This window comes from Runella limosa DSM 17973 (genome assembly GCF_000482465.1).
Taxonomy (GTDB): Bacteria; Bacteroidota; Bacteroidia; order Cytophagales; family Spirosomataceae; genus Runella; species Runella limosa.
This window is the reverse complement of record NZ_KI519431.1, coordinates 7107-20611: the sequence shown is the minus strand read 5'-3', so window position 1 is coordinate 20611 and position 13505 is coordinate 7107. Positions and strand designations below refer to the sequence as shown.

General features: G+C 44.6%; 7 protein-coding genes. 6 read left to right on the top strand and 1 reads right to left on the bottom strand.

The features are described from left to right. Positions 1-20: 20 nt before the first annotated feature. The 4 genes from K339_RS0130420 to K339_RS0130405 all read left to right on the top strand — a co-directional run bounded on the left by K339_RS0130420 (position 21) and on the right by K339_RS0130405 (position 4731). On the top strand, positions 21-809 hold the full coding sequence (locus tag K339_RS0130420) for an HNH endonuclease family protein (RefSeq protein ID WP_211243862.1): 789 nt from the start codon (positions 21-23) through the stop codon (positions 807-809). 42 nt (positions 810-851) lie between these two features. Further along, positions 852-1598 carry a 3-oxoacyl-[acyl-carrier-protein] reductase gene (fabG, locus tag K339_RS0130415; protein ID WP_028526963.1) on the top strand — a complete coding sequence of 249 codons (747 nt, stop codon included), beginning with the start codon at positions 852-854 and terminating at the stop codon, positions 1596-1598. A gap of 131 nt (positions 1599-1729) precedes the next feature. Further along, positions 1730-3814: a vWA domain-containing protein gene (locus K339_RS0130410; protein WP_028526962.1), complete on the top strand. Its 2085-nt coding sequence runs from the start codon at positions 1730-1732 to the stop codon at positions 3812-3814. Between the two features lie 8 nt (positions 3815-3822). Then, entirely contained in the window at positions 3823-4731 is a 909-nt protein-coding gene (locus K339_RS0130405; RefSeq protein WP_028526961.1) for a DUF2279 domain-containing protein, read from the top strand. A 25-nt stretch (positions 4732-4756) separates the two neighbouring features. On the opposite strand, the gene K339_RS36390 is transcribed toward K339_RS0130405, so the two are convergent. Continuing rightward, positions 4757-5338: a helix-turn-helix transcriptional regulator gene (locus K339_RS36390; protein WP_028526960.1), complete on the bottom strand. Its 582-nt coding sequence runs from the start codon at positions 5336-5338 to the stop codon at positions 4757-4759. A gap of 305 nt (positions 5339-5643) precedes the next feature. On the opposite strand from K339_RS36390, the gene K339_RS0130395 reads away from it, so the two are divergent. Continuing rightward, a complete protein-coding gene (locus K339_RS0130395) occupies positions 5644-6330 on the top strand; it encodes a LytR/AlgR family response regulator transcription factor (RefSeq protein WP_028526959.1) in 687 nt (228 codons plus the stop codon). Positions 6331-6981: 651 nt separating this feature from the next. Beyond that, positions 6982-13505: SdrD B-like domain-containing protein (locus K339_RS35385; RefSeq protein ID WP_037302325.1), on the top strand; the 6524-nt coding region annotated here is incomplete at its 3' end.

Below are 13505 nucleotides of genomic sequence, written 5' to 3'. Positions count from 1 at the left end.
CGCCATCGGTCTTGAACGAATTGAAAGCTTTTCAAGAAAGTATAGATAAGCTGAATACTTTTTCGGAGCGTAGCGCAAAGGCAAAAGAACTTTTTCCCAAAAAGAATACTAAATCAAATGCGACTTTTAAGGAAGTTAAGAAAAAACTTACCGAAATGTGCAACAGCACCCGTCGCTGTGTGTATTGCGAAGACTCGCTTGGGGATGAAGTAGAGCATATTTACCCTAAAGATTTGTTCCCAGAAAAATGCTTTGATTGGGGAAATTACGTATATGCTTGTGGCCCTTGTAATGGCCCCAAAAACAATAAATTTGCGGTTTTTAAACAGGAAGATGGTAGTTTTGCGGTGGTCAATCCGCCCAAAGGGCAGCCCTCAACCCAGCCGCCAACAGGAAAGGCCGCACTGATAAATCCAAGAACGGAAGATCCCCTTCAATTTGCCATATTGGACCTGTCGGGTACTTTTAAATTTTTTCCATTGCCTAGTTTATCGGCCAATGAAAAGAAAAAAATGGAATATAGTTACAATGAGGTGTTAAGGTTAAATCATGAAGAACGAGAGCCTCTTCGACAAGCACGCGAGAATGCGTTTGGCATGTACAAAGCACGCATTGCTGAATATGTACACAAGAAAAAAAATAATGCACCTCTGTCTTTATTAGAAAAGCTAAAAGATGGTATTTTAAAAGAAAGCCATCCGACGGTGTGGAAAGAAATACAACGATACTATAGAATGGGATTGTTAGTCAAAGTAGATGAAGAACTGAAACAATATTTTGACGAAGCTCCCGAAGCATTAACATGGTGAGTGATACTATTTAAGGTATAATTTTATTCAAAACTGAACATAATGTCTCTTTTACAAAACAAAGTCGCTATCGTAACAGGTGCTTCTCGTGGCATCGGGAAAGCCATTGCCACTCGCTTTGCCCAAGAGGGTGCTCAAGTGGCCTTTACGTATTTGTCGAGCGTCGAAAAAGGCCAAGCCTTAGAAGAAGAACTCAAACAATTTGGAACAAAAGTAAAGGGGTATCGCTCAGATGCTTCTGATTTTAAATCGGCTGAAGACCTGGTAGCACAAGTTGTGGCAGATTTCGGCACGGTTGATGTGGTAGTTAATAACGCAGGTATTACCCGCGACGGCCTGTTGATGCGTATGACCGAAGAACAATGGGACGAGGTAATTCGCGTTAACTTAAAGTCGATTTTTAATTTGACCAAAGCCGTTACCAAAGTGATGATGAAAGCCCGCAGTGGGTCAATCATCAACATTACGTCGGTGGTAGGTTTGACAGGAAACGCTGGCCAAGCCAACTACGCGGCTTCTAAAGCGGGAATGATTGGCTTTACAAAATCAGTGGCCAAAGAACTTGGTTCACGCAATATTCGTTGCAATGCTGTGGCACCTGGGTTTATCGAAACCGAAATGACAGGCGAACTCAACGAAAAAGCCATCGAAGAATGGAAACAGGGAATCCCGCTCAAACGCGGCGGTGCTCCCGAAGAAGTAGCTGATTGTATCGTATTTTTGGCCTCTGATATGTCGAAATACATCACAGGGCAGGTGTTACAAGTCGATGGCGGAATGGTGATGTAAAATAACAGAGACTGGGTTATTTTATAAAAACGAATAGAGTTAAAATGGCACACCGATTAACCAAATCGGTGTGCCATCAGTTTTTTTAAAAATGGAATCGTAAGTGGAAATAAATAACCGATAATTCTCTAATGTTTGCAGCCGAGATTATTTTTCAGACACCATATTGGTACGTAGGATTGTGTTTGTTGGCAGGGGCGGCCTATGCTTTTTTTCTTTATCAACCTAAACCCGTTTGGAGTAAAACAACCAACTACGCGCTTGCCTTTTTTCGGGGAGCGCTGGTGAGTATCATCGCTTTTTTACTGCTTAACCCGCTATTGAGAAGTATCCAAACTTTCAGCGATAAGTCGAAGGTGGTACTGGCGATTGACAACTCCGAATCGGTCGCAAGCTATGGAAAAAAAGCCTTGGAATCGCTGGAAAAGCTTCGTGAAGCCCTCGCCGACGAAGGAATAGACGTGGCGGCTCAAACCTTAAATTCCGAAAATTACCAAGAAGAGTTGTCGAAAGTGGCTTTTAATCAGCCTACTACCAATCTCGCTGACATGTTGGGAGGAGCAAAGAGTAATTACGAAGGTCGTAACTTGACCGATGTGGTACTGCTCACCGACGGGATTAGCAACCAAGGACTTGCGCCCACTTTTACCAATTATCCATTTCGAATTCACAGCGTAGGCGTAGGCGATACCCTGCCCAAACGCGACATCAGCATCAAAAACATTGCCGCCAATAAAATTGCCTATTTAGGCAACCAATTCCCCATCAACGCCGACATCGTGGCGAGCGGTTTCCAAGGACAAACCGTTACCGTAACGCTCCGCCAAGGAAGCTCAACGCTGAGTAGCCAACGAGTGACTTTTAGCCAAAAGGACGATTTTAAACAAATCTCTTTTCAAGCAACTTCGGCCGTCAAGGGACTTCAACATTATGTGGTGGAGGTTGAAGCTTTAAAAGGAGAATTTACGACTCGAAATAACCGCCGCGATGTCTATCTTGACATTATCGACGGGAAAGAAAAAGTGCTAGTGTTGGCCTTGGCCACGCACCCAGACATTAAAGCGATTCGGACCATTTTAGAGAAAAACCTCAACTATGAGGTGGATGTCAAAGTGTTTGGTGTCAATCCATCGGCTGAAACTTACCCGGACAAAAAATACGACCTCATTATTTTGCATCAACTGCCCGATTTGTTCAACATCGGTGGAGACATTATTCAACGATATTTGCAGCGTGACAATACGCCGCTGTTCTTCATTTTAGGTTCGCAAGCCAATACTGCCAAGGCCAGTCAGCTCAATTCAGCCGTAACGGTAATGGCAAATCCAGGGCAAATTGATAAAGTGTCAGGGCGATTTAATCCTAGCTTTAATTTGCTTAATCTTGACCCCGAAAAACTTCGTATTTTGGAAAAAATGCCTCCGTTGACGGTTCCTTTTGGGGAATATCGCTTATCGCCAGGGAGTGAAGTGGTGTTGTATCAAAATGTTGGCAATCTCAAAACTACAAAGCCGTTGTTGGTGCTGAATACTGGCGGCGCTCGCAAGTCGGCGGTACTGGCAGGGGAGGGGATTTGGCAATGGCGCATGGAAGAATACGCTCTAACCGAAAAGCAAGAAGCCGTTGACGAACTCCTGCAAAAAGTGATTCAGTTGATTTCGGTCAAAGAAGATAAACGTAAGTTTAGGGTCTATCCATTGGCGAACGAATACAACGTAGGTGACAAAGTGACGTTTGAAACCGAAGTGTATAACGATATTTACGAAAAAACGTACGGACAAAGTATTCGCCTTGAAATCACGGACGAGCGCGGAAAATCCAAACCTTATACCTACACCAATGCCGAAGGAAACTCGCGTTTTGAGCTAAGTGGCCTTGGTCAAGGGGTGTATCAGTACAAAGCAACGACCAGTTTGCAAAACAAAGTCGAATCAGTTACGGGGCAATTTATTGTCCGTGATTTAGCGCTCGAAACCCTCAATCTGACGGCTGATTATGGAATGCTACGCGCACTTTCCCAACAAACAGGCGGGCAGTTTGTGAAGGCCGACCAAATCGAACAATTGAAAGACTATTTGCTCAAAAACAAGGCCCCCGACCGCCTAGATAGTGCTGAAGATTTGTCCGAATTGATTCAGAACAAGTGGTTGTTTTTCTTGTTATTGTTGTTAGCAACAGCCGAATGGGGAGTACGAAAGTACCAAGGAAGTTATTAACCATCATAATGCCTCAAATTAGACGACAGTTAGTAATTCTAGTATTGTGCATTTTCACGTTGGGGAGAGAAGAGGCTTTTGCTCAAAAAGATACACTTGCTACTCGTCCCAATTACCGAGCTTTGCGCTGGATAATGGCGGGCGAAAGTGCAGCCTACGTTGGGTCTATTTATGGCTTGAGCAAGGCGTGGTACAAGACCAATGATTTTAGCCATTTTCACGTAAGTGACGATGCGCACGAGTGGCAACAGCTCGACAAGGTAGGGCATTTCTTTACAGCTTACCAAATTTGTCGCCATACTGCGGCGCTTTATCAGCAAACCAACGTGAGCCGTAAACAAGCAGCGTTGTACGGGGCACTTTCTGGCTTTTTGTTTTTGACTCCTATCGAAATTTTGGATGGATTTCAGTACCCGACCTATGGTTTTTCACCTTCTGACATGGTGGCCAATGTGCTGGGGCCATCGCTTTATTTGGGGCAGTATGCACTTTGGAACGAAGAACGAATTGTTCCCAAATTTTCTTTTCACCCGACGTCACTTGCGAAGGTTCGTCCCGAACTACTTGGTCAAAACCTCAGTGAACAATGGCTGAAGGATTACAATGGACAAACGTACTGGTTTTCGTTCAATGTGGCTTCTTTTATGCCAGCCTCTCGCTTTCCAAAGTGGCTTAGTGTGTCGTTTGGATACGGCATTCACGATATGGTAGGGGCGGAAATCGAAAAAAGTAGGATGTTAGGATATGATCCCTATCGGCAATACTACCTGTCGTTAGACATAGATTTTCGGCGTATTCCAACCCGTCGAAAAGGCTTAAAGGCATTGTTTTTTCTGCTAAATACCGTGAAAATACCTGCTCCGACGTTGGAATACACACGAAAACATGGAGTCAAAGCCCATTGGCTATATTTCTAACAATGGCTTGTCAGAACGAGGGCTTCTAATAAATATTCATTGCTTCTTGGTATTTTTTTGGCGTTACTCCAAAATGCTTCTGGAACATTTTGTTAAACTTAATGGGATGAGAATATCCTACTTGGAGGGATACTTGCGCTCCCCTGACTCCTTTTCGTAATAATTCGGCGGCGTATTCCATTTTTCTATCAATATAGAATTGATAAAATGGTTTACCATAGGCATCTTTAAAATGCGTTTTAAATACCGAAAGTCTGAAGTTTAAACGTTGGGCAACAACTTCTAAATTTGGCTCTTCTCCTGCCGACAAATAATGATCAATCATTCGTTCAATTTCCTTCTTTAGAGAAAAAAGACGCTTTACATGCCCTTCTTGTGATTTAGAACCCCCGCCCATTTCATAAGGTGGGTCTTCCATACTAGCTTGGTTTGTAGTGTCATAGCTCGAAGGTGTAGATACATTTACATCGTTAGGTTGGTGGCTCACAACAAAAGGGACCTTGGTTTGTAGAAGTAGTTCTACAACATGTGTTAATTCCTCTTGCTTAATAAAAATGTTGACGTAGGGGGGAGCCACTTGATTGGAAATAGGGTCTATATGTATCATATTATTGGTAGGGTAAACGATTGTAAACTATACTGATTCCAAAAGTAAGAATTTTTTTAAAGCTAAAAAGGGACTACTTATTAAACGGTCTTGAATGGGTATATTAGGTACTAAAACGGTTACGAAACTATACTTGTGTCAATTCTACACTTTTCTAATAGACATATTTTATATGCCTATTAAACATGTTGACATAAATCGAATATACCCTTTAAGCAAACGTTTATTGATTTTCTTTAGGTATTTATTATAATAAGTAATTCTTTTGCTCAAGATTTTTGGCTTTTACCACTCCTTGCTCACCCATGAATATTTTGTTTATCCAATCCAATCCGCTGGAAAACTCGCATTTTGAACTCCTGCTTTCTAATTTAGGCTACTCAATCGTTGGTAAAGTTGGCTCTTGTGATGAAGGACTTGATTTGATTGAAGTAAGTCACGTGGACTTAATTATTGCGACGATTTTTGAAGATGCAACGGCCCAAGACAAGGAATGCTTGGGGTCGTTAGGGGCTTTTCAAATTCCGATTATATTAATCATCAATGAAGACGTTCCCCAAATCTATGAGAAGGTCGCCAATTTTACGCACGTATTTTACTTAGTGAAGCCCTTTCATACACATACCTTGGAGAGCGCTATCCGAATCTTATCGCAACAAATCAGGCAAGAGCCACAATTTATCAGAGGCACTTCTCGCGGTGAAATTATTGCGATTAAAGACATTCTGTACATCGAGGTAGAACGTACCTACACCTTCATTCAGACCAAGACCAAGCGTTATGCGTTTAAAAAATCGCTTACGTTGCTGAAACAGCACTTGCCTTTGGGGCGCTTTTTGCAAATACACCGTAGTTTTTTGGTTCAGAAAAAGTTTGTCAAAAAGATAGACTTTGAAAAGAGCCAAGTAGAGCTTGAGGAGGGGCATTTTCTCCCAATAAGTCGGCGTGCAAAACATGAATTGCAGTCGAAAAACCTCAATAATATTATTTAGTGGGATATAAGTCTATATACCAAATTTAGCTAGTAAACTTATCGACTTTGGTTTGTTTATGCTTTTGTAGATTAAAAGCTTGTTTTGTTCCTATTGGTAGATACCAAAATGGAGAGTTTTTTGGCATATTATAGTAGGATAAATGGGTGTTTTTTGAAAAAAAGCAAAAATAGGCATACTTATTTATAGCATTGGAATGTCGAAATTTTGTGAATTATGTTTATTGGGATTTGATTCGTATTTTTCTCTTAAAAAGTATCCATTTTTGGTGAATATATGGTATGCCTATTTCGACAGTTTATTAAATTTTTATATACTTTTCTTGGATTTTTTTGGTTTATATCTTTTAAAATCAAATAGTTATAGAGTTTTTAAATTTTTTTAGTTAAGTTGATTTTAAATAAAATTACATGTGCGAATAATTTCAATGAGTATCTTATTTGTGAATTAATTTTAGGTTTTAGACGGACAGTTTTTCTTGTCGGCATCATAATTGTAGTTGAGGGTATTTTCTTTTTTTTATATGTCTTCGCAATTAATTTTATTTAAATCTTCCTTTGGTATCCTATAAAGAGCCGCATGTATCCGTTTTAGTTAGCTGTGTACTTTTTGGGATGGTATTTGATACATACTACTCCAAACATTTTACCCATGAAAAAGTACATCTACATTCCTTCTATTTATCCAAAAATCCGTAGGTTATTTTATCTGACATCCTTGCTACTGGGAACAATCTTGTGTGCAAAGGCACAGGTAACGATTTCTTTGGACTACAAAGAGAAAAATAACCTGACCACCGTTCAATCGGGGGATAAGTACACGCTTCAATTGGATTATTCGGTTTCCAGCACTACGGGAAATGCGTCTAATGTAAAGGCTGTGATTAATTTGCCCGATAATATTTACACCGTGGGCGAATTTGTGGGAACTACCCATGCTCCAGTGGCGAACTTTGTCTTTACCAATACCGTAGGAGCAAAAAAGCTGACGATTAACTTTATAAACCCTGTGCCATCAGGCTCGACGGGCGTGTTGGAGTTTATTGTCAGAACCAATAACCTGACCACGCCCAATAACACCCAGCTTTGTACAACCGCTGAGATTACAGATGGCAGTGGTGCTACTTCAGGGGTCAAAAACCATTGCATGACGGTAACGGCTATTCCTAGGATTTGTGCCCTAAAAACGGTATTCAATGGGGGTGCTATCGACAATATAACGACCTATCGGGTTCGGGTATCGGCCAATGGAGGCTCTAACCCTTTGTTTACTCCCTTCGGTACACTGCAAGCAACAAACATTACGGTTACTGACAATTTGCCCGCCAATGTCGAGTTTATTAGTGCCAAAGTATATAATGTCATCAATGGAGCAGAAGTTGGGACGGGCACCTATTCCGCAGGTGTAGTGACGGCAAGCATACCGAATTTGTCATTACGGCAATATGGCAATGGAACTTGGGAAAGTTTCTATTATAACTTGGATATACAGGTGAAATTCAACTCACCTACTTTTAGTGCCAGCGATGTCGTGACCAATACCGCTACGGTGGCTTATACACCTTTAACAGGCACAGCCTCTGTGCTCAACGATGGTGACAATGTAGGAGGATGCGTTTCGGATTTAACAGAGACAACTACCTTGGCCACGCCCGTTACCTCAGCTGTATTGACAAAATCAGCGGGGTCGAATGTGAATGCCTATCCGGGTCAGCGGTTTTCTTATACATGGAGTTTTACGAATACAGGAAACACGCCTTTGGAAAATGTAGAAATCATAGAAACAATTCCTGCTAATGTCGTCATAGACCAAGATGCCGAATACAATGGCGTACGGGTACTTGAATGGGAGGATGTGGATCACATTGAATATCAAACCAACGTGTCGGGGAGTACTTGGGTTGTTTTAGCCGATGGTTCAGGAGTTCCTGACCTTCCTTCGGGGACTTTGTTTACAAAACTCAAGTTTGTCTTGAAGACCCCCTTTCCGCCTGGTGCCTCTCTGTTGCCCAATAACCACATCTTACACTTTAAATCCCTAACCGAAGTAACAACTACCGAAACCGTGACTAACTGTATGGAGTGGACCAGTACCACAGCGGGGATACCCGACCAAGCAGGACGAACGGCGTGTAATAGTTCGGTGAAGTTACTACCAAGACCCACGACTGCTAAAGCAATATATAACGCAGGCCACCTCTCAAACTGTTCGCAAGCGATTGGAGGGACGGTGACTTTTACTGGAATGGTCATCGCTGATGTGGGGTACGCTGATGGTACTAATCCAGTCTGTGCTTTGTTGATACCAGCTGGATTTACTTATGTGCCAGGTTCGGAGACATTTACTGCCAACAATTCGGGCATTACAACTCCGCCTACTTTAGAAATTATTCCTAATTATATAACAACAGGTGGGAAGTTGAGAGACTTATATCGCTGGACATTTCCAAGTGGAACGGTCTTGCCCCACGGTGAAAGATTCTCAGTGAATGTTTCCGTAAAAATATCGCCAGCTCTTGCAGCTGGAAGTTATAATGCCGATTTTATTGCGACCTTCTCCAATGCCTCGGTGAATGAGCCTGATTACAATTTTGGAAATTTTGTGGACACCAAAGACTGGGATTTAGACGGTAACACCACAGAAACTGTAGGAAGAGCTAACAGTGGTTATGGTCAATGTGATATAAACATTGCAGCTTCGGCTTCCATGGAATCCATCAAATGGGTCAAAGGGCTATGCGATGTTGCCTATTCTCGCTATCCTGCCTTCGGTCAAACAGTACCTGGCGGAGACGCTGACTACCGACTCATCATCAAAAATACGGGTAACGTGGTGATGAAAGACATCAAAATCATTGACATTTTACCATTTATAGGTGACAGAGGTGTGATTGATCCTCAGGCACGTCAAACACAGTGGCGTCCCAACTTGGCCAATCCAATTTCTGCGCCAGCAGGGGTAACAGTTTATTATACAACTGTTTCTAATCCTTGCCGCGATGAAGTAAAGCAACCCGCTGACCCTTCGCCTTTCCCAACGGGTTGTACACCTCCTAACTGGAGCGTGACGCCACCTTTGGATATTACGCAGGTACAGGCGGTCAAAATTGATTTTGGAACAAAAACATTGGCAGGTGGCGATTCGTTGGTGTTCAGCTGGCCAATGCGAGCACCAGTAGATGCCCCAACTAACGACGAAATTGCGTGGAACTCTTTTGGTTTTGTAGCTACTCGTTCTGATAATAACCAGCCCCTATTGGCTGCCGAGCCTATTAAAGTAGGGATTAAGCTCAAACCAATTCAGCCTGCGGTATATGGTGATTATGTTTGGATTGATACCAACAAAAATGGTATTCAAGACGACGGCGCAACGGGGGTATCAGGCGTGCGTGTGGAACTTTATAAAGACAATGGCGATGGCATCTCAGATCCTGCTACAGACCTATTCGTCGGCTTTACGGTGACTGATGGCACGGGTAAATATTTGTTCTCTACCTTACAACCTGGCGACTATTTTGCCAAATTTTATCCACCAGCGGGCTATGTAACCACCACGAGCAATCAAGGAGGCAATGATGCGCTAGACTCTGATGGCATCATTACGATTGTCACAACTTTAGACGCAGGTGAAGACGACCGTACTTGGGATTTGGGTATTTATCAGGATACTAATTGTGATGTAAAAATTACCAATTACACGCTTAGTCCGTGTGTATGGACAGGTACTGCCAGTGAAGTAACAGTCAATGTATTTGTGGCTTGGGCCAATGCGCCAAGTGGCCAAAACATAAATGTGGTACTCAATGGGGTAACTCAAACCATTGACCTAACAACGGCTACCTCACCCGCATTGGTGTCGTTTACACTACCTGCCAACAATACTGATTATGTACTCAATGCGGTGTTTAGTGGAACCAGTACTTGTAAAGATAGCAAGACGATTCGTACACCTTTGCCATGTGAGCCAGCTGTTTGTGTACTAAACATAGATGCGGTGAACGTGGGTGCTTGTAAAGATGGTAAAGCACCATTGGATATAGTCGTGTCTTGGTCGAATAATCCAGCGGGGGAAAATATCGTTGTGACAGCGGGAGATTCAACCCGCATCATCAATGTCTCAGGCGGTGTACTGTCGCCAGTGACGGTCAACTTCAACATGCCAAGTAGTGGTCAAGTAGATGTACCTATCAGTGTAGGTTTTCAAACAACTACGGCTTGTAAAGACACAGATAAATTTACGCTTCCGAATTGTATTTGTATCAAACCAAATGCAGGAAATGATGTGAGTGTTTGCGCGCCAGCTACCACCGCTAAACTAACAGCCACCACGGCAGGTGGCACATGGGCACCGATTGGTAGTCCTGCCAACCCTGCTGCCGCAACCATTGATGCCAATGGCAACGTAACAGGCATGACTGTAGCAGGAACGTATCGTTTTGTGTATTCGGTCAGTGGATTAAATTGTACTGATACGGCCCAAGTAGTAGTGAACGCCAAGCCGAATATCGCCGACGGCAGTGCGACGATATGTGCGGGTGAGTCGGTGAACTTGACATCAAGAATCACAAATTACGCCACGTATTTAAGCCCAGTATGGACAGTAGGTACGGCAAGCGGCACGGCAGTGGCGACACCAACTTCGGTGACACCAACAGGCACGACGACGTATGTGTTGGTAGCTCAAAATGCGTTAGGCTGTAAAGACACAGCGAATGTAGTAGTAACAGTGAACCCGAAACCAAACGCAGGTAAAGACACGACGTTGGTTTGTGTAAATGCTGCGACGAATACCTTGGCGACGAGCTACACTCTAGTACCAAGTCCAGCGGGCGGAACGTGGGCGCAATTGGGCACAACCCCAGCTACGGCGACGATTACTGGAAACAACGTGACCAACATGACGGTAGTAGGAACGTACCAGTTCATTTACACGACTGTGGCAGGTTGCAAGGATACCGTAGCGGTGACAGTAGCACCATGTGCGGGTTGTGTGAAGCCAAATGCAGGCTCTGATGCAGCGGCAGTGTGCCAGCCAACGAGTACGGCGAAGTTGACGGCGGTAACGACGGGCGGCACGTGGGCACCGATAGGTAGCCCCGCCAACCCATCAGCAGCGAGCATTGATGCCAATGGTAACATCACAGGTTTGAACGCAGCGGGAACGTATAGATTTGTGTATTCCATCACTTCGGGTGGTCAAACCTGTACTGACACGGCCCAAGTAGTAGTGAATGCGAAGCCAAATATCGCCGACGGCAGTGCGACGATTTGTGCAGGAGAGTCGGTGAACTTAACCTCAAGAATCACGAATTATGCAACGTATTTGAGCCCAGTGTGGACGGTAGGCACAGCAAGTGGTACAGCAGTGGCGACCCCAACTTCGGTGACACCAACAGGCACGACGACGTATGTGTTGGTAGCTCAAAATGCCTTAGGCTGTAAAGACACGGCGAATGTAGTAGTGACGGTGAACCCGAAACCAAACGCAGGTAAAGACACGACGTTGGTTTGTGTAAATGCAGCGACAAATACCTTGGCGACGAGCTACACTTTAGTACCAAGTCCAGCGGGTGGCACGTGGGCACAATTGGGCACAACCCCAGCAACGGCGACGATTACTGGAAACAACGTAACAGGAATGACAGTAGCGGGAACATACCAGTTTATTTACACAACAACTGCAGGTTGCAAGGATACCGTAGCGGTGACAGTAGCACCATGTGCTGGTTGTGTGAAACCGAACGCAGGTTCTGATGCGGCGGCAGTGTGCCAGCCAACGAGCACGGCGAAGTTGACGGCGTTGACGACAGGCGGCACGTGGGCGCCGATAGGCAGCCCCGCCAACCCATCAGCAGCGAGCATTGATGCCAATGGAAATATTACAGGTTTGAATGCAGCGGGAACATATAGATTTGTGTATTCAATCACTTCGGGTGGTCAGACTTGTACTGACACGGCCCAAGTAGTAGTGAACGCCAAGCCAAATATTGCCGATGGCAGTGCGACGATATGTGCGGGAGAGTCAGTTAACTTAACCTCAAGAATCACGAACTATGCGACGTATTTGAGTCCCGTTTGGACGGTAGGCACAGCAAGTGGCACGGCAGTGGCGACACCAACTTCGGTGACACCAACAGGCACGACGACGTATGTGTTGGTAGCTCAAAATGCTTTAGGCTGTAAAGACACGGCGAATGTGGTAGTAACAGTGAATGCCAAACCAAACGCAGGAAAAGACACGACGTTGGTTTGTGTAAATGCGGCGACAAATACCTTGGCGACGAGCTACACCTTAGTACCAAGTCCAGCAGGCGGAACGTGGGCACAATTGGGCACAACTCCAGCAACGGCGACGATTACTGGAAACAACGTGACCAACATGACAGTAGCAGGAACGTATCAGTTCATTTACACGACGACCGCAGGTTGCAAAGATACGGTAGCGGTAACAGTCGCTCCATGTGCGGGTTGTGTGAAGCCGAACGCAGGCTCCGACGCGGCGTCGGTGTGTCAACCAACGAGCACGGCGAAGTTGACGGCGTTGACGACAGGCGGCACGTGGGCGCCGATAGGCAGTCCAGCTAACCCATCGGCAGCGAGCATTGATGCCAATGGCAACATCACAGGTTTGAATGCAGCGGGGACGTATAGATTTGTGTATTCCATCACTTCGGGTGGTCAAACCTGTACTGATACGGCGCAAGTGGTAGTGAACGCCAAGCCAAATATTGCCGACGGCAGTGCGACGATATGTGCGGGAGAGTCAGTTAACTTAACATCAAGAATTACGAACTATGCGACGTATTTGAGTCCAGTGTGGACGGTAGGAACTGCAAGCGGCACGGCAGTGGCGACCCCAACGTCGGTGACACCAACAGGCACGACGACGTATGTGTTGGTAGCTCAAAACGCAGCAGGTTGTAAAGACACAGCGAATGTGGTAGTAACAGTGAATGCCAAACCAAACGCAGGTAAAGACACGACGTTGGTTTGTGTAAATGCTGCGACAAATACCTTGGCGACGAGCTACACTTTAGTACCAAGTCCCGCAGGTGGCACGTGGGCGCAATTGGGCACAACCCCAGCTACGGCGACGATTACTGGAAACAACGTAACAGGAATGACAGTAGCGGGAACATACCAGTTTATTTACACAACAACTGCAGGTTGCAAGGA

Coding starts and splice junctions, on each gene's coding strand:
- fabG (WP_028526963.1), top strand. CDS start 852: ATGTCTCTTTTACAAAACAAAGTCGCTATCGTAACAGGTGCTTCTCGT.
- K339_RS0130410 (WP_028526962.1), top strand. CDS start 1,730: ATGTTTGCAGCCGAGATTATTTTTCAGACACCATATTGGTACGTAGGA.
- K339_RS0130405 (WP_028526961.1), top strand. CDS start 3,823: ATGCCTCAAATTAGACGACAGTTAGTAATTCTAGTATTGTGCATTTTC.
- K339_RS36390 (WP_028526960.1), bottom strand. CDS start 5,338: ATGATACATATAGACCCTATTTCCAATCAAGTGGCTCCCCCCTACGTC.
- K339_RS0130395 (WP_028526959.1), top strand. CDS start 5,644: ATGAATATTTTGTTTATCCAATCCAATCCGCTGGAAAACTCGCATTTT.